23 protein-coding genes are annotated in these 21,500 nt (G+C 42.7%); 2 read left to right on the forward strand and 21 right to left on the reverse strand.

Annotated features, from left to right (window positions below; translation table 11 throughout):
* Positions 1-89: 89 nt before the first annotated feature.
* The 20 genes from H7J92_RS10965 to H7J92_RS11060 form a co-directional block, all read right to left on the reverse strand.
* The gene (locus tag H7J92_RS10965) at positions 90-836 is read right to left on the reverse strand and encodes an IclR family transcriptional regulator (RefSeq protein WP_078818694.1); all 747 of its coding nucleotides are present in this window, start codon (positions 834-836) and stop codon (positions 90-92) included.
* Between the two features lie 347 nt (positions 837-1,183).
* Positions 1,184-1,357, reverse strand: coding sequence for a hypothetical protein (locus tag H7J92_RS10970; RefSeq protein WP_171805952.1), 174 nt, complete (start codon positions 1,355-1,357; stop codon positions 1,184-1,186).
* A gap of 406 nt (positions 1,358-1,763) precedes the next feature.
* Positions 1,764-3,866, reverse strand: a complete 2,103-nt coding sequence (locus H7J92_RS10975; RefSeq protein ID WP_221836977.1) for a methyl-accepting chemotaxis protein — start codon at positions 3,864-3,866, stop codon at positions 1,764-1,766.
* A 113-nt stretch (positions 3,867-3,979) separates the two neighbouring features.
* Positions 3,980-4,927: a malate dehydrogenase gene (mdh, locus tag H7J92_RS10980; protein ID WP_009499201.1), complete on the reverse strand. Its 948-nt coding sequence runs from the start codon at positions 4,925-4,927 to the stop codon at positions 3,980-3,982.
* Positions 4,928-5,098: 171 nt separating this feature from the next.
* Positions 5,099-5,434: a BMC domain-containing protein gene (locus H7J92_RS10985; protein WP_009499202.1), complete on the reverse strand. Its 336-nt coding sequence runs from the start codon at positions 5,432-5,434 to the stop codon at positions 5,099-5,101.
* Complete coding sequence (locus H7J92_RS10990; protein WP_009499203.1) at positions 5,409-5,714, reverse strand: EutN/CcmL family microcompartment protein; 306 nt, start codon at positions 5,712-5,714, stop codon at positions 5,409-5,411. The genes H7J92_RS10985 and H7J92_RS10990 overlap by 26 nt, the downstream gene beginning before the upstream one ends.
* A gap of 16 nt (positions 5,715-5,730) precedes the next feature.
* Positions 5,731-6,612, reverse strand: coding sequence for a phosphate propanoyltransferase (pduL, locus tag H7J92_RS10995; RefSeq protein WP_221836979.1), 882 nt, complete (start codon positions 6,610-6,612; stop codon positions 5,731-5,733).
* A gap of 208 nt (positions 6,613-6,820) precedes the next feature.
* Positions 6,821-7,105, reverse strand: coding sequence for a BMC domain-containing protein (locus tag H7J92_RS11000; protein WP_009499205.1), 285 nt, complete (start codon positions 7,103-7,105; stop codon positions 6,821-6,823).
* A 23-nt stretch (positions 7,106-7,128) separates the two neighbouring features.
* Positions 7,129-8,601 (reverse strand): aldehyde dehydrogenase family protein, encoded by a 1,473-nt coding sequence (locus H7J92_RS11005; protein WP_171805961.1) that lies wholly within the window; start codon positions 8,599-8,601, stop codon positions 7,129-7,131.
* A gap of 76 nt (positions 8,602-8,677) precedes the next feature.
* Complete coding sequence (gene eutL, locus H7J92_RS11010) at positions 8,678-9,322, reverse strand: ethanolamine utilization microcompartment protein EutL (RefSeq protein WP_078818696.1); 645 nt, start codon at positions 9,320-9,322, stop codon at positions 8,678-8,680.
* Positions 9,323-9,335: 13 nt separating this feature from the next.
* A complete protein-coding gene (eutC, locus tag H7J92_RS11015) occupies positions 9,336-10,334 on the reverse strand; it encodes an ethanolamine ammonia-lyase subunit EutC (protein ID WP_221836981.1) in 999 nt (332 codons plus the stop codon).
* Between the two features lie 7 nt (positions 10,335-10,341).
* Positions 10,342-11,706: an ethanolamine ammonia-lyase subunit EutB gene (locus tag H7J92_RS11020; RefSeq protein WP_009499209.1), complete on the reverse strand. Its 1,365-nt coding sequence runs from the start codon at positions 11,704-11,706 to the stop codon at positions 10,342-10,344.
* A 14-nt stretch (positions 11,707-11,720) separates the two neighbouring features.
* Positions 11,721-13,166, reverse strand: a complete 1,446-nt coding sequence (locus H7J92_RS11025; RefSeq protein ID WP_221836982.1) for an ethanolamine ammonia-lyase reactivating factor EutA — start codon at positions 13,164-13,166, stop codon at positions 11,721-11,723.
* A gap of 393 nt (positions 13,167-13,559) precedes the next feature.
* Positions 13,560-14,057, reverse strand: coding sequence for a EutP/PduV family microcompartment system protein (locus H7J92_RS11030; protein WP_009499211.1), 498 nt, complete (start codon positions 14,055-14,057; stop codon positions 13,560-13,562).
* 12 nt (positions 14,058-14,069) lie between these two features.
* Complete coding sequence (eutS, locus tag H7J92_RS11035; protein WP_009499212.1) at positions 14,070-14,411, reverse strand: ethanolamine utilization microcompartment protein EutS; 342 nt, start codon at positions 14,409-14,411, stop codon at positions 14,070-14,072.
* A 34-nt stretch (positions 14,412-14,445) separates the two neighbouring features.
* A complete protein-coding gene (gene eutH, locus H7J92_RS11040; protein WP_009499213.1) occupies positions 14,446-15,705 on the reverse strand; it encodes an ethanolamine utilization protein EutH in 1,260 nt (419 codons plus the stop codon).
* 169 nt (positions 15,706-15,874) lie between these two features.
* Entirely contained in the window at positions 15,875-16,444 is a 570-nt protein-coding gene (locus tag H7J92_RS11045; RefSeq protein ID WP_078818697.1) for an ANTAR domain-containing response regulator, read from the reverse strand.
* Positions 16,413-17,867 carry a PAS domain-containing sensor histidine kinase gene (locus H7J92_RS11050; protein ID WP_246602820.1) on the reverse strand — a complete coding sequence of 485 codons (1,455 nt, stop codon included), beginning with the start codon at positions 17,865-17,867 and terminating at the stop codon, positions 16,413-16,415. Before H7J92_RS11050 ends, H7J92_RS11045 begins: the two co-directional genes overlap by 32 nt.
* A gap of 209 nt (positions 17,868-18,076) precedes the next feature.
* Positions 18,077-19,057 carry an alpha/beta hydrolase gene (locus H7J92_RS11055; protein WP_221836984.1) on the reverse strand — a complete coding sequence of 327 codons (981 nt, stop codon included), beginning with the start codon at positions 19,055-19,057 and terminating at the stop codon, positions 18,077-18,079.
* A gap of 133 nt (positions 19,058-19,190) precedes the next feature.
* Positions 19,191-19,334 carry a YfhE family protein gene (locus H7J92_RS11060; RefSeq protein WP_009499217.1) on the reverse strand — a complete coding sequence of 48 codons (144 nt, stop codon included), beginning with the start codon at positions 19,332-19,334 and terminating at the stop codon, positions 19,191-19,193.
* A gap of 129 nt (positions 19,335-19,463) precedes the next feature.
* Between H7J92_RS11060 and H7J92_RS11065 the strand changes: the two genes are divergently transcribed.
* A complete protein-coding gene (locus tag H7J92_RS11065; protein WP_221836985.1) occupies positions 19,464-19,856 on the forward strand; it encodes an OsmC family protein in 393 nt (130 codons plus the stop codon).
* 60 nt (positions 19,857-19,916) lie between these two features.
* Here the strand turns inward: H7J92_RS11065 and H7J92_RS11070 are convergent, their stop codons facing one another.
* Positions 19,917-20,765, reverse strand: coding sequence for a VOC family protein (locus tag H7J92_RS11070; RefSeq protein ID WP_078818698.1), 849 nt, complete (start codon positions 20,763-20,765; stop codon positions 19,917-19,919).
* A gap of 174 nt (positions 20,766-20,939) precedes the next feature.
* On the opposite strand from H7J92_RS11070, the gene H7J92_RS11075 reads away from it, so the two are divergent.
* Positions 20,940-21,272: a winged helix-turn-helix transcriptional regulator gene (locus H7J92_RS11075; protein ID WP_078818699.1), complete on the forward strand. Its 333-nt coding sequence runs from the start codon at positions 20,940-20,942 to the stop codon at positions 21,270-21,272.
* The last annotated feature ends 228 nt before the right edge of the window (positions 21,273-21,500 follow it).

Here is a 21,500-nt window from a genome sequence, read left to right on the forward strand (position 1 = left end):
TTAATGTCTTTTAAGAGCGCATGACATTACTGTATTCTCTCCATTTGGAAATACAAATAACTTTTACAATAGACTTAGCAATAGAATTATCAAATTTCAATATATCCTAATTCCTTTGAAATCAATTGCGCTGTGTTCATAACGCTTTGGATCATCTGTGTGCGCTGAGTTCCTTGCATATAAGAGGATAACCCTACTAAATTCACGGCTGCTATTACTCCGCCAGAGTAAGAAAAAATAGGCGCAGCAATGCCGTACATGCCGTCAGAGTTTTCACTGTCACTAATTGAATATCCTTTTGTGCGAATATCTGCTAGCTCTTTCTTTAAATTGCTTATATCTGTAATTGTATTTGGGCCATCATGTGCCAAGCCCTGAGCCACTGTTTCTTTTAAATAAGCGGGATTATTTGCCAAGAGTACTTTCCCCGAACTCGTTGCATAAGATGGTTTTCTTGATCCTAAATACGTTTGGATAGAGGAAGCGTCATGGGAGGACACACGCAACACAAATACAACTGTCCCTTTATCAAACATCGCAATATGGGCAGTACCTTTATACTGGGATATGAGGTCTTTCACAAAAGGCATTGCCTTGTCGTAAACGTCTTGCTGGAACATTACATGATTATTCCATTCAAGCAACCTCCAGCCCAATCGATACTTTTTCTGATGGTCTTTCATTAAAACATTTTCTTTGCACAGAGTACTGACAATATGATGCGTTGTACTGACAGGCATATCTAGTAGCTCAGCAATTTCTCCAACGCCAAGAGCTGGATCGTCATTTGAAAAACAGCTAATTACTTGGCAAGCTTTTCTTATGGATGCAATCATCTATATTCCTCCTCATCAACTATGTCGGAATTTTATTATTCATTGTATAGCAAATTTAAAGTTTTTCATAGTGTGAAAATTCACATTATAGTAAAGAGACTATAATTTTTTTACTACTTGAGAACAGAAGGATTTTCGGTGATGTCAGGAAATTTAGGTTGCCTGTTCCACGGGGCATTTTAAGGATTTGGAGTAGTGAAAAAGGGAGTTGAAAACTGAGGAATGAGGAGACTTGGTATATGAAGAGACAATAAAAAGGATGCCTATGTGCAAAACAAACGTGAATGTTTGGACAAACACCTTTGTTTCTTGCTAGGCACCCTGTATGGAGCTTTCTATACTGCCACTTACATCATCTGCTGATCGCATAAATAGCCACACTCCGCTAGTCCTTCAATGTAAGCTTCTTCCCATGTAATGCCATGGATGAAGCCACCTTCCGAATAGCCTGTGATTAAATAGAATTGCTCATTTTGCTCGGGTAGTGAAGATGCTTGGTGAGAGTTGTTGTTGTTTTTCATAGGATGACCTCCTGCTTTTTTGTATTTTGCATAGTATATGCAAGAACAGTGAATTTGAAAACCACTTTTATCTTTATTTAATGTAGCTCCACACTCGTTAAAATACTCAGTCTTCCTAAACATATCCGAAATGACAGCGCTTACATTAAAAAATAAAGATACATGGAATTCCTTGTTTTTTGCTTGCATAATCACTTGCACATTTTAATTCTTCCTATTCAGTCTATTATACTCAAGAATTACCTAAAAGTCCACAAGAAAATTACCTAATTAAATTACCACTAGCATATTTTTTAGGCTTCTGCTAAATGGGAGTTTACTTACTTTCCTTTCCTACAGAAGAATAAAAAACTGTTCACTACCTAAATTCATGGATAGTGAACAGTTTTTTAAATTTATTTACTTCCTATTCTAATCGAAAGCGGTCTACCACTGTCTGCAACTCTTCAGCAATTTCTTTCATTCGATTAGTCGAGTCTGCTACACGCTCTACTTCGGTTTGCTGAGCGGCGGACGAGGCGCTGACTTGTTCAGCGGACGCTGCGGTTTCTTCTGATACTGCAGAGACGCTTTGTATGGCCAGCATTGCTTGATCTTTGTGTACAAGCATTTCTTCCAACTCCGCACTCAATTCCATAATCGCTTGACGCATTTGGTTCGTCAATTCGACATTTTGCGAGAAGGATGCTTCTGTACTCGTGACGGATTGGTTTTGTTCTACCATCACTTGCATATTTGTTGCGATCACTTCTGTCGTATGCTTAGATTCGTCTACAATTTCCTGAACGATCCCTTGGATAACACTTGTTTCTTTTTGTGACTGTTCAGCGAGATTCCGTACTTCCTCTGCCACAACTGCAAATCCTTTACCATGCTCACCCGCTCTCGCCGCTTCTATACTGGCGTTTAGCGCGAGTAGATTCGTTTGTGCAGTAATATCATGAATCGAAATGATTACTTGATTGATGGCACCAATTTTATTCGACAGCGTCTCCATTTGAAGTTGAACTTTTTCTGTCATTTCATTTGCGGATGCATTATGTTCGCGCAACTTAATCACTTCGTTCATCCCAATTTCCGTTGAGGAAACAGTCTGTTCGGATAACTGATTCATGTTACCGGACAACTCAGACAGTGCTTTAATTTGATTAGCCAATTCGGACATTCGGTTGCTCGTTTCCTCGGTATCTTCAGATTGCTTGGAAGCACCATGTGCAATTTCATTTGTTGCCAATGAAACTTCTTCACTAGCCGCCACAATTTCCTCAAATGCCTGATGAACATGTGTGGATGATTCATTTAGACGGGTGGCTGCCTCACGGACAGCATGAATGGCGTGATTGGTTTGATCGAGCATATTATTGTATGCCATGGATACTGCGCCGATTTCATCATTGCGGATCAACTGCTCTCCCACATTCTGCGTCATATCCCCTTTTGCAGCTGCTTCAATGGACTGTTGCAGAGAAGATAAAGGTTTTAGCTGTTTGAAAATAAATCCTGCTGTGACAGTAGTCATTAAAATGATCATCAAAATTGCTGCTCCGATGGTAATCCATAAAATTTTATTGTATGTTTCTAGAATTTTTGACTTTGGCACAACTGTTTCCACAGACCATTTCTCATCGATTTGATCGAGTACGATTGGTGCGAAAGTATTAAAGGCTTGTTCATTCAATAAACTAGAGTCTATATATAATTTACTAGTTTCATAATTGTCGAGCTTTTGCTTAACAGGATCCCAGTCGATAAGCTGTTTCATGTTCGTTCCAACTAGTTCATCCTTTAAACTACTGGCTGTTAAATTCCCTTTCTCGGATATAATGGAAGCATACCCGCCTTCAGGCTTTATTTCATTTACGAGTTCATTTAAAAACTCAATAGATAAGTCTGTTGTCAACACGCCGAAAAACTGACCGTTTTCACTGACTAGCGGCACAGACAAAGTCGTGATGAGGATGTTCTGACCTCCAACTTTGTACTCATATGGTTCAGTCATGATGGCACGGTTTTCTGATTTCGGAATCAAATACCAATCTCCTACACCAGGCGTCTCATACTCGCTAAGCGCCTCTATGCTAATACTGCTGCCTTCTTTATATAGATATGGTATGAAGCGTTTTTGAGAATCGACTAAACTTTGATTCAACTGTTCATCTAACGTTATAAAGCCTTTTTCGAATATTGCTGACATCCCCATTCCATCCGCATTCTTTTTTAAGTTATTTTGAATGATAGCAAGGATTTCATCTGTCGTTAAATCTCCTTGTGACTGCAATGTCTCTAAAATATGCTTTGTCGTGTGCAACATTTCATTTGTCTTATTAAATCGTTCACTCAGTTTTTTTGCATTTAACTGTGTATTTTCCACTGCATATTCTTCGGCATCCGACGTACTTTGTTTATGTAAAATTGTGCTTGTGCTCAGTGTGTAAATTAAGAATAAAAGCACAAATACCCCAATAATAATTCCAGACAATTTCCAAGCAATACTTTTAAATTTCGACAACTGGTAGGACCTCCTGATAACTCGTTCATTAGTTCTTCATTCTTATCTAAATTAAAGCGTAAAAATATCTCTCTAAGTTTCGACTTAGAGAGATATTTTTTGTTGACTCGTTATTACATTTGACGTTCGCAAATTTCAATGACTGACTTCACAGAGTCTGCCGAATGATCCAGTGCTTTTTGCTCGTCCACTGTCAGTGGAAGTTCAATAACACTTTCTATTCCATTCCCGCCAAGGACCGTTGGAACACCCAAATAGATGTTTTGGTAGCCGTATTCGCCTTCCAAGTACGCGATGGACGGTAAAATTCGTTTCTTATCTTTGATGATTGCTTCCGCCATCTCAACTAAAGCCGCTGCAGGTGCATAATATGCACTGCCGTTCCCTAGCAATCCCACAATTTCCCCGCCGCCTTTTCGCGTACGCTCGACAATTGCTTCCAGACGATCAGAAGGAATAATTTTATCCAATGGAATACCGCCTGCGTAGGAATACCGAACAAGAGGAACCATATCGTCTCCATGCCCGCCTAAGACGAAACCAGAAATATCCTCAACAGAAATATCTAATTCTTCTGAGACGAATGCATTGAAACGCGCAGTATCGAGCACGCCTGATTGACCGATAACACGGTTTTTAGGGAAACCAGTCGTCTTGTAACAAACGTAAGTCATCGCATCGACCGGGTTACTCAAAACTAACACAGTACTTTCTGGTGCGTAGCGTTTCACTTGTTCGGAAACAGAACGCATGATTTTTGCATTGGTCGCGACTAAATCATCCCGGCTCATGCCTGGTTTCCTCGCTACTCCTGCTGTAATGATGACCATGGCAGCGTCTTGAATGTCCTCATAATTAGATGTCCCTGTAATTCGAGAGTTGAACTGCTGGACAGGGCTAGTTTGGAGGAGATCCAATGCCTTCCCTTTGGTCGGATTGGAGAGATCCGGGATATCGACTAAGACGACGTCGCCCAATTCTTTCTGGGCAGCCATCAATGCTACAGTCGAACCTGTGTGACCTGCTCCGATAACTGCAATTTTATGTCTTTTGAAAGCCATGGAAATAACTCCTTTCTAAATAGAATGCATTGTGTAGAGCAAACGCTTGCGCTCATAAAGACAACGCAAGCGCTCATAAAAATGTTTATCCGCTCATAAAAGCAAAAACTCGCTCATAAGTACACGATCACTGCCCATAAAGACGCGTTCGCGCTCATAAGCCAATACAACTTAGTCTTTCTTCGGTGTTTTCGCCTTCGGTTCCGCTACTTTCTTCACTTCTGGAACAGCCGGCGCAGGTGGTTTCACCATGCCATATACTGAATCGTCTGGTCGCGGGATTACATGCGCACCAAGCAATTCGCCAACACGTGATGCTGCGTCTCGTCCTGCATCGACAGCTGCTTGAACTGCCCCGACGTCACCTTGAACGATGACCGTCACAATTCCGCCGTCGACCATTTCCTGTGATACTACTTCCACATTCGACGCCTTCACCATCGCATCTGCTGCTTCAATCGATCCAATTAAACCTTTTGTTTCAATCATTCCGATCGCTTGACTCATGTATCTCACCTCTCTTTACTTCTGTCGAATCAATAATTCCGATAATAACCGCATCAATCGGAATCGGGTTCTCTTTCGGCAAAATGAAACGTGAGGCGCCTCCACTTGTAATGAGTACCTCATCGCCAATTCCTGCCCCAATCCGATCGGCGGCTACCAAATGGGTCTGTATATTACTGCCATATGCATCTATTGGTTGGACAATCAATAGCTTAAGCCCTGCCAGTCCATCTTCTTTGCGAGTTGCCCACACATTACCGATCACTTTCCCCATTCGCATGCATAATCACCTTTTTCTACTTTCTGACGGTTATCGTTTTTCCGAGTTCCCGAGCAGTATCTTTTGCAAGCGCTGTGACAATCGTACCTTTTGGAACTATAATCTCATCTTCTGTAATTGCAGCTAGATCCTCAGTGGATAAGAGCTTCTTTGTAAATTCATATGATTTTGGAGCAACTGTCTTTGCCAGACTAGGGGCATTCACTGTCGTCGATACAGGTAATGAACAACCAACAGGTTCAGTCGCCTCGTTTGGTTTTACCAGACGACCGATCGTCCCTTGTGTAATAAACCCGGCATTCGCTTCGTCGGTATCGATATGCATCTCCAAACGATAGCGTTCATTCACTCGGATCCGTACATTACGGAATGAAATCGGACGGATTCCATCCGCTTCCACTGTGACGTACTCACCATCTTGAACGCCAAAACGCTGCGCATCTTGGGTCCCCATATGGATATGCGATTGCGCAATAATGAGGCCTTGCTCAATATGCACACTGCCTTTTGGACCGATCAATGTAATCGGTGCCGATCCTTCGATGTTGCCGGATTCCCGAAGTGGGGGCTTGACGCCGAGCTTCATGGCATCCGTAAAGCTGACCTCAACTTGGGTCGCTTTTCGGACAGGTCCTAAAATCCGCACACGTTCGATACTGCTTTTAGGTCCCGCAATCATCACCGTTTCATTTGCGGCGAATTGGCCCGGCTGTGAAAGCTCGGACCGTTGTGTCAATTCATACCCTGCGCCAAACAATACTTCCACATGTTCAGGCTGTAAATGTACGTGACGGGCGGAAACCGCAATGGGAACCGCTCGTTCCGGCAATTGAGTAGGGTTTTTCCCCAGCTGTCCGAGAACCTCTCCGACAATCTGTTCAATCAATTGCTGATTCATTTAGTTCACGCCTTTCTGTTGTTTCCGAACAAAATCAATTACGCCTCGGCGTAATTGCGTCTGAATTTTGAATTGAGGTCTGCATGATGCAGATCATGCAGTCGTTGCCGCAGGACGCGGCGACCTTAGACTGCGTTCCTTTTAACTCCTTTCAAAATTCGTGACATCCGCCGGAGGCTTCATCTGAATTCTATTGAATTCAGATGAATTATTCGCTTTTTGGCAAGATCATTTCAAGTTCGTTATGTGGTCTTGGGATTACGTGAACAGAAAGCAATTCGCCCACACGTTGTGCAGATGCTGCACCTGCATCTGTTGCTGCTTTAACTGCGCCTACATCACCGCGTACCAATACAGTTACAATTCCGCCGCCGACATGTACTTTGCCGACTAAGTTAACGCTTGCTGCTTTCACCATTGCGTCTGCTGCTTCAATTGCACCGATCAAACCTTTAGTTTCTACCATTCCTAATGCTGTACCTTCTCTGTTCATAATTGTTTCCTCCTAATAGGGTTTTATTTTGTAAGTTGTTTAACAATTTCACTGACTAAGTTTTGCACTAATGCTGGATCAATATTACTGTTTGTTGAAGATGAAACATTATTGATGACTTCTGAGACGAGCTCATCCTTCGTGCTTGCTACTGTTGTTTCGGAATGCTTCGGCAATTGGACTTCTTTTGTTCCGTACGCCATCCGTTTAATATTCAATAAATGCTTCGCCGTTACGTTATCCGATGTGATATTTCCACCGAATGATCCACAACCTAATGTAAATGATGGCATCAGACCCGTCGTTCCACCAACTGCTCCGACAGAAGACATCGTGTTTACCATAATACGTGATACTGGCATTTCCATCGCAAATTCACGCGCTACCGCGTCGATTTCCGTATGGAGCGACAAGCTATGTCCACGTCCGCCGAGGTTAAGCAAATCGAGACATACTTCCTTCGCATGCTTCACGCCATCCACGATATACATCGCAAAGATCGGTGAAAGTTTTTCCAATGAAAACGGAACGTCCTTACCGACTTTTGTTTCCATACCAATGATCAGGCGAGTGCCTTCTGGTAAGGAGATACCTGCAAGGCTCGCAATGAACTGCGGGCTCTTACCGACTACTTTCGGATTAATTTTGCCCGGTGCCGGTGAGATAACGCCTTCCATGACCTTCTTCTCTTCATCCGTTAAGATATATGCACCGTTTTTCTTCAACTCACGAGTGACAAGATCGACAACATGCTTATCTACGACAATCGCTTGCTCTGTCGCACAGATCGTGCCGTAATCGAATGATTTACTGTCGACAATATCTTTGACAGCTTTTTCGATTTTTGCAGAACGCTCAATATAGACTGGAACGTTCCCTGGACCTACGCCGTATGCTGGTTTTCCAGAGCTATATGCTGCTTTTACTAGCGCACTGCCGCCCGTTGCCACAATCAGATTGACATCTTTATGTGACATCAATTGCTGTGTCGCTTCCATAGAGGCGAGCGTCAAGCATTGGATTAAACCTTCCGGAGCACCTGCGGCAACTGCTGCTGCATCACAAACTTTAAGTGCCTCCTGTGTACATTTTACTGCGTATGGGTGAGGACTTACAACAATCGCGTTACGTGTTTTCAAAGAAATCAACGTTTTGAAAAACGCAGTGGACGTTGGATTTGTTGTCGGGATAATCGCTGCAACCACACCAAACGGAGCTGCAATTTCCACGACTTTATTTAAATGGTCTTCTTTGACGATGCCGACCGTTTTTAAATCTTTAATGCTCTCATAAACGTCACGAGAACCGACTTCGTTCTTGATTTTCTTATGAGCTGCTACCCCCATGCCAGTTTCTTCTACTGCCATTTGAGCGAGACGACCAGATTGTTCAAAGGCTGCATCTGCAACCGCTTTGACGATTTTATCGACTTGCTCTTGGGTGTAGCTCATGAATTTTTCTTGTGCTTCTTTTGCAGTTTGAACGGCCGAGCGCATTTGCTGCAGGGCCAATAAATCTTTATCTACTAACTGAACCAAGCCAAAACACTCCTTCCTAGTTAATTCCGTGAATTCAATAACTCATCGGATCATTTACCATGTTCTGTACAGCTTCTCTAAACGCGTCGGCAGCTGCCTGGCAGGCAGATTGACTACCTGTCAATAAGCCCCCGCCGAAGTTCGTTTCGGAGGGAGGAGCGTATAGTTCACACAGCGTTACATCTGCCGCTTTTAATGCAGCATCCAAGCCGATAATGGCTTCGATTGGCGGTGCAATCAAGTAGGCCAATGATTGTCCGATTGGAATACCCGCCATTTCAGCTAAATAACTTCCGCAACTGGAAATGGTATGTGCATAAAATGCATGGTCAGGATTCCCATTGATCGCTTCAAAATATGCTTCATGTTCAATGGTAACCCGAATCGAATCCAGACCACTTTTTACTTCTTCTGGCGAGGGTCCGGCAATAATTCCGATAAACTCACCAGATAGCGGTCCGGATGAATGAGCAGCCCCTGCATAAAAACTTTTTGCATAGACGACTTCTACATCCGTGTGCTTCGTCGCCGCATCAATCGCTGTATAGCCCACATCATCTATAGTGGTTGTCACTAAACCCAAACTGCGTTGATACGGCTTTAGCTGGAACTTTTCCGCCAGATCATCGCTGACGTTCGGAATGACCTGCATCGACAATATATCCGCAAGAATCTTCATCCGATCCGCCTCCTTAGCCTTCTTTTTGAACAAGCGCCACTCCACTTGCTTCATATTTCAAGATCTTTTGAATAACCGTTCCTAGATATGCACCGGCTTCGACAGGAGGTATCCCGCCTTTGTGGATATTCGAGATAACCATTCGATCTGCCTCAATCGTGCCATGTCTTGGCTGATAACATAAATAAGCACTCAGTGATTCAGCAGAAACAAGCCCAGGACGTTCTCCAATTAACATGACAACGACATCCGGTTTCAACACTTCACCGATATCATCCATCACAGCGACTCGCCCTTTATCCACATAAAATGTTGTACCCATATCGATATTCAAGTTGTTGAGTGATTGCTCAAGCGACAAATAGACATCTTCAAGATTTTCCTCAATCGCTTTTGCACTCAGACCGTTAGAAGCTACAATTTGAACAACCGGTGATGTTTTACAACGCTCTTGAATCAATGCCTTTCCTTCATCGGAAAGCTTTCTGCCGAGATCAGGACGTCGGATATATTCTTCCTTGTCCGCTACTTTTGAATGCACTTGGAATAATCCCAAACGATCGAGTAGCTCATCCGGCACTTCTCCGTACACCGCATCTACTGCCGCCGCATGATCCAGTCGGAACTGCAGCCACGTTTTCGTTTTGGGACGAGAACCCGCACGACCTACTGCAATGCGAGCAGGAGTCTTTTTACGATACTCCGCCAATTGATCTTCTGTTGGAGTAGTCGTTTCGGCTTTTGGTTTGCCGTATGCCGTAGTAGGTTTCGGTTTGATAGTCGCAATATTTCGTTGCGGCTTCGCTTCATTCGTCGTACTATGGAACGTTACTGCACCGCTTGGTGATTGTTGCGGCCTTTCAGCTGCCAAATGGCCAATCGGTTCCTGTGAAAAGAGCTGTACTTTTTGTTCGTTGCTAGATTGCTGTGACGTTTGTCCGCCACTAGCTGCCTCAAGTTTTTCAACAACCATCTTTGTGATTTGCTGAATTAATTCTTCGTTCAAATCCATCCACCTCCTATCGATTGAACATAGTAAGATCGCCTGCACGCTTGCTCAGTTTTCCATTTTCGTAAATCCCCATCTTCTCAAGCCATTGCAAGTACTCAGGTGCTGGAGTTTTACCTAATGTCTGAAGGACTGTAGCGACATCGTGATAGCTCATGGACTGGTAATTCAACATAACGTCATCGCCCATCGGTGCTGCAATAATGAAATTCACGCCTGCTGCAGTCAGCAAGATGCTTAAATCTTCAATATCGTTTTGATCTGCTTTGATATGATTCGTATAACAAATGTCTACACCCATCGGCAGACCGTGAAGCTTGCCCATGAAATGATCTTCCAAACCTGCACGGATTACTTGCTTGTTGTTATACAAGTACTCCGGTCCAATAAATCCAACCACCGTGTTGACAATATATGGATCGTAGTGTCTCGCGAAGCCGTAGTTACGAGCTTCCATCGTCACTTGGTCCACACCATAATGCGCTTCTGCTGATAGCTCAGACCCTTGCCCAGTTTCGAAATACATCAATTGCGGGCCCGTACCTGTTCCTTGTTTCATCGCCAAGTCTTTTGCTTCAGCGATTAACTCTGCCGAAATACCAAATGAACGATGTGCTTTTTCAGTTCCCGCAATACTTTGGAAAATCATATCGGCAGGTGCACCTTGCTCAATTGCTTTCATTTGCGTAGTAACGTGCGCTAACACACAGTTTTGGGTGGGAATTTCCCACTCATTGATGAAATCCTTCGTAGCATGCAAGACACGTTTTACACTCTCAACAGAATCATCTACCGGATTAATTCCGATAACCGCATCGCCAATCCCATAAGATAATCCTTCTTTTAGTGAAGTGATGATTCCATCGATATTATCTGTTGGGTGATTCGGCTGTAATCGAGACGAAAGCGTTCCTTTTTGACCAATCGTAATATTACAGGTCGACAAGATTTCAATTTTATTTGCCGCGTGTACCAAGTCCAAATTGGACATTAGCTTGGTGACAGCTGCGATGACTTCCGATGTCAAACCGCGGCTAAGACGTTTCAGTTCGCGGTCGCCGACTTCATTGCTTAAAATGTACTCACGAAGTTCTGCGATACTCCAATTTTGAATTTCACCATAGACCTTCTCGTTAATATCATTTTCAATAATGAGTGAGACTTCGTCGCTTTCAATCGGGATCAATGGATTGTTACGAATATCACTCACTAGTAGCTCACTGACAACTGTTTTTGCCGCAATACGCTCTTGGACGGTTTCCGCTGCAATTCCTGCCAAACGGTCGCCAGATTTCTCTTCATTTGCTTTTGCAAGCACTTCTTTTAAGTCGTTGAACACATATCGTTCCCCGCCTAAAGTGGTCGATAAATTCACGTTCGAGGCCTCCTTTACGTTGTGTGGAAGGTTAATGTCTTCACCACGACAGGCACGACACCTGAAGTTAATGCTTTCCCGATGTCAATATAATCGCCTGTTTCCACATTGATTTGGTCAATGCAAATAATGCTTTGTTTTACTTTCAACGCCGCTAATGTCTGACCAAGCACTTTGGCATGGTCAGACTGGATTACCAAAATGACGGGCTGTTCAGGACGTGGTCGTTGATTCATGATCTGCACAATTGCTTTTGCTAATGTTTGCACGTCTCGAAACCCGAGATACGGCAAATTGGATAAATACAGCGCAAAATTTTGTCCTTCTTTCGCGGAGTCATATAAAGCAACCGCTTGTTGAACCGCATTTTCAAAGTTAGATAAACCCGCCTCTAAATCCGCTTCAAAGTCATATTGATAGATCGGTATATTTTTTAGTGGCAATTCATGTGGCGCAACTTGGATTGTCGCTCCGCTAATCTCAGTCGTCTGCGTTCCTGCACCCAACACCGTCGCACGCACAGTCTCAATTGGTTCTTGCCATTCAAAAATTTGCAGTGATTGATTGCGCAATAACGCCTCTGCAAGCTGAATTCCAATATCATCGTACCGGGCAACCTGCTCTTCATCTGAAGCATGACGATACATACACTCGGAAATCCCGCCCGAAAAAACAATTGTATCAACAGGCTGTTTCCAATTCGGTTCATGACCTAGCAATAATACATGATCTTGTGCATGCACTTCTTTTTTCAAGATGCGCGCCATCGCCTCTGCCATATACGTTGTGACGAATTCAACTGCTGCTGCATCTTGTGGATCACCAACTTGCAAAGTGTAGCCTTGCTCTTCCAGCAATCGTTCAACAGGCGGAGAGATTGTTCGCACTTTGCCTTGTTCGAATTCGATCAATCGCCCGCCAATGTGCATCGTGCACGTGCCAAGCAACTGTTTGTCCTGAAATACCGCAATATTGGCTGTCCCGCCGCCAATGTCGATGTTGGCGATGACACGGCCACCTTTGCCCGACTCTTCGTAGCTGCCTGAACCTTTTGCCGCGATGATTCCTTCTAGGTCAGGTCCTGCTGTTGCAACAAGGAAATCTCCCGCTTCATCTGATAACTGATGAAGCATCTCACTGGCATTTCGTTTGGTAGCCGTTTCGCCTGTAATGATGACAGCGCCTGTCTCTATTTGAGCCGGCTGAATGCCAGCCTTTTCATATTCAGAGCGAATAATCTCCTGGACACCTCTAACGTTAATCGTTACCGCATCTTGCAACGGTGTACGGAAGACTGGGCTTTTGTACAATATTTCTTTGTCTGTTATTTCAATTCTCGGCACATGCGTCGCCCCTGCGACATTTCGCAAAGAAAATCGACTGATAATCAGCTTTGTCGTGCTTGTGCCAATGTCAATGCCTGCACTGATGATTGTCTCGTGCTTATTGAAATTGCTCACTCCCACACCTCTTTCTGATTTACCACCTAGTTCAAAGCGCCAGTCTCTCGGGTCACTTCGGCCTTTTCGTAAAGGTGCAAAGTACGCACCTTTGTCGATAAGTCCTCCAGTGCCTGTCGAGACTATACGGCGCTTCTCACTTTTGATTTACCATCCAGTTCAAAGCGCCAGTCCCTCGGGTCACTTCGACCTTTTCGAAAGGGTGCAAAAAAACGCACCTTTGTCGATAAGTTCTCCAGTGCCTGTCAAGATTATACGACGCTTTTTACTTTTGATATAAAAAACGCCTTTACAGACCCATGGAAAACCCGTGGGACGTAAAGGCGTCATTGCCGTTTTTATTCACTTGTATGAGCCCTACTATATCAAATTCTCTGATACGTGTAAAGAGTATCAACCTAGGAATAATAAGTGCTCGTCATCTGTTTGCTGTACATATTGCCGCATGGCAGCCAGGTCGTTCAATTTCGTCAGTTCTCTCAAATGGGCAATCCCCTTACCTGTCACCGAGGAGGTAACAACAATCGGCCCTTGATTCATGACAATTTTCAACATGCCGAGTGCTCGATCAATATCGGCTTTTGGATGATCACACTTTGTAATGACACCAATTGGCAGCTTAGAGATTCCCATACTGAAACCTGGTGGAAAAATCAGCTTTTCACTGGTCGCGTCTTGGAGATACAGTACATGTGTCACCTCTAACGCGGTTGCCATAATATTTTTATAAAACATCGGGTTTTCCGTGTACTCGCCAGGAGTGTCGACAATCCAATCGTAATAATTGAGCGTTTGCGTTTTGACCGCTTCGACCTTACGACCTAACAAGGCATTTGTCAACGTAGACTTCCCTGCTCGAACCGCACCGACTAGCATTGCCTTGTTTTTCATCGGCACCACTCCTTATGATTTCGTAATAGCAGAAGGTGTATAACCAAGCATTTCGGATAAAAATCGATTGATCTCCTGCATGGCCATCTCCACCTCGGAAACACTGCCGACAATTACTAAGCTTCCTGTAAATCGATCCAAGAAACCGATATGGACGTTTGCTGCTTTTGTCGCTAAATCTCCCGCAATGATAACTGTTTCACTTGGTGTACAAGTAAGGATGCCTAAGGCACCCGCTTCTTGTATTCCTAATTTCTGAAACATATCGGGATCGGGATTTGCAATCAAGTGACTGAGGGTAAGCTGTTTACCCGGAACAAATTCCTGTATAAACCGTTTCTTTTCTTCACTCATTCTATATACACTCCCTATCTAACTGATTATGTTCTTATGCCTTTGCAGTAGGAGTTTCTGTTGTTTCTTCATATTCACCTGGACGGATGATTCCAGCCTCACGATCTTGCTTTTCCAACTTCAAAGCAGTTGGAACAGATAACTTATATGCAATGATAATCGCGATGATCCCTGCACTGAATTTCCCAAGAATGACGGGAAGAATAATATTCGGTTGGAAATTCGCTGTAAAGGACAAGTGGTCACCAAGCAAGAATGCGGAACAAACAGCAAATGCAATATTGATGACTTTGTCTTTAGGTCTCATGTAACGAACCAACGAGAACATTGCCAAGATATTTGCGACAGTTGCAAGCAGACCAGCACTACCTTCAGGAGATAGTCCAATTTTTTGTCCAAGCGCTTCCAAAGGTCGAGCCATATACTTTCGAATCAAATAAATCATTGGGAAAGCACCTGCTAGCATGATACCAATATAGCCGGCTGTTTCAAGCGCACGGAATTGGTCCGCTTCATCGGCCATAATCGGGTCAAAGCCCCATGCACCGAAGATTGTTGTGAAAATACCTGTAAATACTTCTACAATTGAGAACACTAACACAAGTTTAATCGCCGCGTCCATTACGCGACCGAAAATCATAAATCCATTGATCATCATGCGAGGGAAAAACTTCAATCCCAAAGCAATCAAGACAACAAAAATTAGTAAAGGCAATAAGTTTATGAAAATCTGTAAATAACTAATTGCAAACTCGTAATTCGATGAAGCTGTAGTGCTGATCACATCACGTACATCTGTGTTAAACAATACTACCAAGCTAGACGCAATAAATGCACCAATCGGAATCGTCAGTACACCTGACATAATACCAAGCGCCATATATTTATGATCTCGCTTATCGAGCATTGCAAGGCCCATCGGAATGGAAAACACGATTGTTGCACCCGACATAAAGCCGACAATTAACGCCATTACCCATCCTTCGTTCGTAACTTTTAATGCTTCAGCTAGCTGATAGCCACCCATGTCTGACGCCAAAATTGTTGTCGCAGCAATCGCTGGATCGGCTCCAATCGAATCAAATATTGGTCCAATAAATTTACTGATAAACCATGTCAAATACGGAATAGATGCCATGATCCCTGCCGCCGGAACAAAAATATGCCCAACTGCGTGTAGGCCCGACATGAATTCTTTACCTAATCCTTCCTCCGGATTTTTGATTGAAGCAAATGCACCTGCTATCGCACAGGCCATAATGATATATACGATCACCGTACCAATCATTTCCATATAATTCCCTCTCCCTATCTCTTATATTGTGTAACTAGTTGCCACCCTATACCTACAGACAGTACACCACCGCCTTCAAATTATAAAAATTCGCAATATGTAGAAAAATATAAAAAACAAAAAGGCGCTTAAAGAACCTACCTCTTTAAGCGCCTTTGCTTTAATTTATTTACTTGTATTTGTCAATAATTTCTTTGGCAAGCGACTCCATTGTCATTTGCCGAGACATACTCGCATCGCGCATTTGTTTAAATGCTTGTTGCTCGGTTAATTGCTCAGCGTCCATTAAGATCCCTTTTGCCCGCTCTACAATTTTCCGTTTTTCGACTTCCTGTTTTGCTTGTTGGACATTCTCTTTCAGCCGCTTCGCTTTATCCGATTGATGAAGCGCAACTTCTACAGCTGGTATTAAATTGGATTCGGAAATAGGCTTTACCAAATAACCAACCACATTGTCCTGCTGTGCCTTTTCCACGAATTCCTTTTGGCTGTATGCTGTGATGATCAAGATAGGCAAATCCAGTTGCTCTCCAATAATGCGGCTTGCCTTCAAACCGTTCATCTTCGGCATCTTGATATCCATTAAAATCAAATCCGGTTTATGCAGGAAAGCCAGTTCAATGGCCCTGTCTCCGTCCCCCGCTTCTCCCACCACTTCATAGCCATGATCTTGCAGGGTCATTTTCAGGTCCATCCGAATAATCGATTCATCTTCCGCTATGACAATCCGTTTTCTCATCAAAAATTTCCACCTCCGCACCCACTGGAAAAACGATTACTGCGTGGGTTCCGATCTCCCTAGGCACATACAAAAATTCACCGTTCAAATCATTTATCACTAGGTTATGGATGATTTCTGTTCCCAATGAAGTTTGCGGTTTCTTCATTCCAACGCCGTTGTCGGAAACATGAAGTTCTACAAATTCATTGTCCACCTTAAATTCTACATCAATAACCCCGTGTTCTCTACCTATAAATGCGTGCTTTAAGGAGTTTTGTATGAGTTCATTTATGATGAGTGCGATTGAAACCGCTTTCTTGGAGGTTGTTACTATTTTATTGCCATTCGGCTCAATAATCAAGTCTACTTTTAAGTTTAATTCATTCAACACCATTGTTGAACAAATTTTCCTTGTTAAGTTTATAATATTTACATCGTCATCGTCTGCATGTTCTTTAGCAAGAATAATTTCATAAACTGAAGAAATACTATAGATCCTGTTCAGTGTTTCCTCAAAAGCGGCTCGTCCCTCTGTCGGCACGCCGTTGCGCATCTGCAATCGCAGCAAGCTTGCAACCGTTTGTAAATTATTTTTAACCCGATGATGAATTTCTTTTATGACGACCGATTTCATCATCAATTCTTTTTCTTTCGTACGGAGTTCTGTGATGTCTTGAATAATCAACAATGTCTCCTGCGAATTATTTTTCTCACGCATTTTTATCTTTTTCACAATTAAACTTTTACGTTCAATCGTCATTTCAAATACAAATACGTCATCCTTCTGCTCGTATACCTTCTTAAGGAACGGAAGCATTTCCAACAAATCTCTATTCATGATGTCATCGCTTCCACTCATTTCGGAAATAAGTTTTAAGCCGGATGGATTGGCGTACACTAGTCGATTGGAGGAATCTGTCAAGATCAACATTTCCATCAATAAATCCGAAACTACACCAAGCCCCGAATTTGTCATCTGATCTTCCGCGGATTCAGTGACAACTGAAAAGTTCGGCAACTGTTGATCAGTAAGCGGTGGTACGACTTCCTTCTCTTGGATTAGAACTCCAATCACTTGATGGCATGTATTCTTAATTGGCACAACAGTCTGATCCACTACTTTACCTTCCTGTGTCACTGCATGCCGAATAATTGATTTTTTCCCATTCCAATATGAATAAAAGACACCCGGCTCGAACGATTCGAAGACCACTTTACCTACGACGGAATTGTCGTACACCGGTGTACATCCTGGAGGAAATGCTTCTGCCACTACTATCGCCTGGTTGGCTGGTTTAAGTTTACAGTCAATGAACATATAAGCCCCCGATAAGTCTGCATATGTCTGCAAACTAAGTGCCATTTCCTGCAAGATATGAATATCTTCGTCCGTCAAGTTCGTATGCTGTTTGCACAACTGTTCTACTGTAGCTTTGACCAAAGCATCACAACCTCTTTCCAAGAAAACATTTCTCTCAAGAATATAAAATAATTATAGTGTTGTTTTTTGAATAGGTCAATTGGAGGGTTTTAGCAATCTGAAAGGTGTTAACACTTTCAGCCCAAATTCATTTCAAATGGAAATAAAGTGAAGCAATTGGATTAAAAAGATGCCAGGCTCCAAATAAATTCGGGGCCCGGCATTTTCGATTAGTTATTTACTATGGAGGGTAAATGAATGCTTAGAAAATCATTTATTTTCGCCTTATAAGCTCCCTCGTCCATCACAAATGCTTCTCCATGATTCGCGCCATCCACCAAGAATAGTTCTGCGTCACTTTTCGTGACTTCATACAATTCCTTCGTCATATCGGTAGGTACAAATGTATCCGCATTGCCGTGAATATAGAGAATCGGCACATTTGCCTTTTTTACTGCATTTAATGCGTCTGCTTCCTTCAATGAATAGCCTGCTCTAGCTTTGGTCAACACGCTCATATTATCCAGCAGTGGAAATGCGGGCAAATGGAACATCCGATCCATCTGATACGCGAATAACTGGTAGACGGACTGATATGGACTATCTGCAATGATCGCTTTCACCTGTCCAGGAAGCTCCTCTTCTCCGCTAGTCATCAAGACCGTCGCTGCTCCCATTGACAAGCCGTGATACACAACCTCCGTATCTGATCCAAGTTGCTTTACTAAATGTTTTGTCCAATCAATAATATCCAAGCGATCCGGCCAGCCAAAACCATAGTAGTCACCGCCACTTTTTCCATGGCCTCTTGCATTCGGCATGAAAATATTATACCCGAGTTCTTCGTAATAATATTGACCATATAACCCCATCTGTTTCGCATGCCCCAAGTAACCATGCGTCAAAATAACCAGCTTATTTGTTGGTAGTTTAGCCGGCAAATAATAGCCCATCAATTCTAGACCATCCCTTGACGTCAACTTCATTTCTTCATAGTCTTGCTCCTCCACCCACTGGCGCCAATCACCGTTTAGAAACACTTCCATCGTTTCAGCGGATACTTTCAAATCCGCATTCCCAGTGAGGAAATCTTTTGGACCTCTTTTGATGGCCAAGTTGTAAAAAAAGAAACTACCTGCTATTTGAAAGACAATAAAGAAGGCGACAACAAAGATCAGCATCTTCTTCCAGCCTATTTTTCTCATATTCATTTCCCTCGTTCTCTCTGTATAAGCACTTTTTCTTATTATACAATGAAAACGAAAGATTGTTTATGACAATTTAGTGAGAAAAGCCCCACCGGATGAATTGTATCCGATAGGACTCTCGCTTAAATTTCCTCATTTATTTTTTGGATTTCTGGTTATTCTCGTGTTCGGTTGCTTTATCTGCTCTTTTAAAATCCTCAGCGTAATGCACTTCTTGAGCGGCTTTAAGACCGTTGTTTTTTTCTGTTAGCGTCTCGTGTGGTGGTTTCTTTTCACTCACTAAACAGCACTCCTTTCCATTTAACTATAGTCTTCCACAGTTTTTTAAAATTAAACACAGCAAGGATTTTGACGCCCATTGGATTTAATTTCAAAACAACGTATACTGACTGCATAAGGAGCTGATAAAATGAAATTTCATATGACAGAAAACGGTTTTGATACAGAAACAGAATTCGGTACATTACACATTTCCTCGAATGAAGAAAAAGGGTTTCGACCATACCAACTCATGGTTGCTTCCATCGGTGCATGCGGAGGTGGCGTTATGCGCAAGATTCTCGAAAAAATGCGTATGCCCGCTGATGATATCTCGATTGAAGTGAAAGAAGTCGTGCGTTCACAAGACGATGCAAGCCGCTTGGAGAAGATTCATCTTCATTTTACGATCATTGGCTCAGCTATTAAGGAAGAAAAAATGCCGCGGATAATGGATCTTACAGAGAAGAACTGTTCTATGTTGCAATCGGTGATTGGTTGTATTGATGTCGTGAAGACTTACGAGATAGGTAAGTTAAAATGATTACGAAGTCTCCCACTTATCGCTTTGCGTTTGAAGTGGGAGACTTATTTTTTGTAGCTGTTAAATCTCTAAATAAATACGATTTCCAGAAGGATCATAGGTAATAAACGATCCTCTCTCTTCCGTTACAGATGCACCGATACTCTTTAACTGCGCAATAGTATAATCCCTCGTTGCCTCATCTGCCAAAACGATTGTAAACGACTCAAGACCCACACTGTTTTCAGAGGGCGTTGGGGCACCAACTCCAACCCAGGTGTTTAAGGCAATTTGATGATGATATTTGCCCGTAGAGAGGAAAAGCGCCTGATTACCATATCGGTTCACCACTTCGAAACCAAGTCCCTTACTGTAAAATTCCTCAGCCTTTTTCAGTTCCGCAACGTGTAAATGAATATGTCCCATGACTGTCCCGGCAGGCAGGCCACTCCACGACTGCCGTTTTGTTACAGAAAGAAGCTCTTCAAAGTTTAATGGATCCACCGTCATTGAAACTTCGCCATTATTCCAAGTCCATTCAGAAGGATCACGGTCTATATAAATTTCGATCCCATTTCCATCCGGATCTGACAGGTATAACGCTTCACTTACAAGGTGGTCCGATGACCCATAACGCAAACCAATTTCTGCAAAGTGATGAACGATGTCGGCTAAATCAGAACGTTTGGGCAGAAGAAGAGCAAAATGATATAGGCCTGTGGTTCTTCCTTGTTTCGGAATAACGTTTTCTGGTTGCTCAATTGATAACACACTCGTTATTCCATCTGTTGTTAGTTTAACTGCCTTTTCAGTTTTCTCTAATATTTCAAAACCGAGAACCTCCTGATAAAAAACAAGTGAACGATTTATATTTTGCACCTTTATATTTACATGTCCTACATAAGTGTTTGGTTTACTATGAAACTTCATATTTATAACCCCCATTTTCTCTTCCTATGCTTTATTCATTTTCTTGTTTCTCTTTTAAAGTTAGTTACTTTATGTAACTAACTTTAAAAGAGAAACTTTAGTTCGTCAAGTAAGTTGATTACATTTAATTTCAACTCATCATGTTATATACTACATATAAAGGAGTGAACAAAAGTGAAGCAAGCCAATATTTGTCCCCGATTTGAAAAAGCCATCTCGCTTTTAAGTCAGCGTTGGACAGCTTTGATCATCAATCAAATGTTATCAGGACCACATCGGTTTTGCGCTCTCCAATCTTCTATTGGAATTAGCGGAAAGGTCCTGTCGGAACGCTTAAAAGACCTAGAACAGAAGGAAATTATAAAACGTAAAGTTATACCTGAAACTCCTGTTATTATCGAGTATTCTTTGACGGAAAAAGGGTATTCATTAGAGCCGGTTTTGAAAGAAATAGAAAATTGGTCTCAAGCGTGGTTGGATATAGAGCGCGCGGAAAACATAAAGTAGAGGCAAGTCCGAATTTACAATAAAAAAACGGGGCTGGAACGGAGGGCGACTCCAGCGGGAGGTAGCGCAAATGGTGAGACCCCACAGGAAGCGAGGAGGCTCACCTGCGCCCCGCGGAAACATACTAACATTAGTAGTACAGACCAAGGCCATGGTTTGTGCTACTATTTTTTATGGTAGAAGTGAAGGAAAGTCGCAGGGACGCTGGGATCTTAGAATCCGTACAAG

The organism is Sporosarcina aquimarina, assembly GCF_019748715.1.
GTDB classification, from domain to species: Bacteria; Bacillota; Bacilli; order Bacillales_A; family Planococcaceae; genus Sporosarcina; species Sporosarcina newyorkensis.

Excerpts from the sequence above, each read along its gene's own strand:
- H7J92_RS10965 (WP_078818694.1), bottom strand. The coding sequence starts at position 836 with ATGATTGCATCCATAAGAAAAGCTTGCCAAGTAATTAGCTGTTTTTCA.
- H7J92_RS10970 (WP_171805952.1), bottom strand. The coding sequence starts at position 1,357 with ATGAAAAACAACAACAACTCTCACCAAGCATCTTCACTACCCGAGCAA.
- mdh (WP_009499201.1), bottom strand. The coding sequence starts at position 4,927 with ATGGCTTTCAAAAGACATAAAATTGCAGTTATCGGAGCAGGTCACACA.
- H7J92_RS10985 (WP_009499202.1), bottom strand. The coding sequence starts at position 5,434 with ATGAGTCAAGCGATCGGAATGATTGAAACAAAAGGTTTAATTGGATCG.
- H7J92_RS10990 (WP_009499203.1), bottom strand. The coding sequence starts at position 5,714 with ATGCGAATGGGGAAAGTGATCGGTAATGTGTGGGCAACTCGCAAAGAA.
- pduL (WP_221836979.1), bottom strand. The coding sequence starts at position 6,612 with ATGAATCAGCAATTGATTGAACAGATTGTCGGAGAGGTTCTCGGACAG.
- H7J92_RS11000 (WP_009499205.1), bottom strand. The coding sequence starts at position 7,105 with ATGAACAGAGAAGGTACAGCATTAGGAATGGTAGAAACTAAAGGTTTG.
- H7J92_RS11005 (WP_171805961.1), bottom strand. The coding sequence starts at position 8,601 with ATGCGCTCGGCCGTTCAAACTGCAAAAGAAGCACAAGAAAAATTCATG.
- eutL (WP_078818696.1), bottom strand. The coding sequence starts at position 9,322 with ATGAAGATTCTTGCGGATATATTGTCGATGCAGGTCATTCCGAACGTC.
- eutC (WP_221836981.1), bottom strand. The coding sequence starts at position 10,334 with ATGGATTTGAACGAAGAATTAATTCAGCAAATCACAAAGATGGTTGTT.
- H7J92_RS11030 (WP_009499211.1), bottom strand. The coding sequence starts at position 14,057 with ATGAAAAACAAGGCAATGCTAGTCGGTGCGGTTCGAGCAGGGAAGTCT.
- eutS (WP_009499212.1), bottom strand. The coding sequence starts at position 14,411 with ATGAGTGAAGAAAAGAAACGGTTTATACAGGAATTTGTTCCGGGTAAA.
- eutH (WP_009499213.1), bottom strand. The coding sequence starts at position 15,705 with ATGGAAATGATTGGTACGGTGATCGTATATATCATTATGGCCTGTGCG.
- H7J92_RS11045 (WP_078818697.1), bottom strand. The coding sequence starts at position 16,444 with ATGAGAAAACGGATTGTCATAGCGGAAGATGAATCGATTATTCGGATG.
- H7J92_RS11055 (WP_221836984.1), bottom strand. The coding sequence starts at position 19,057 with ATGAATATGAGAAAAATAGGCTGGAAGAAGATGCTGATCTTTGTTGTC.
- H7J92_RS11065 (WP_221836985.1), top strand. The coding sequence starts at position 19,464 with ATGAAATTTCATATGACAGAAAACGGTTTTGATACAGAAACAGAATTC.
- H7J92_RS11070 (WP_078818698.1), bottom strand. The coding sequence starts at position 20,765 with ATGAAGTTTCATAGTAAACCAAACACTTATGTAGGACATGTAAATATA.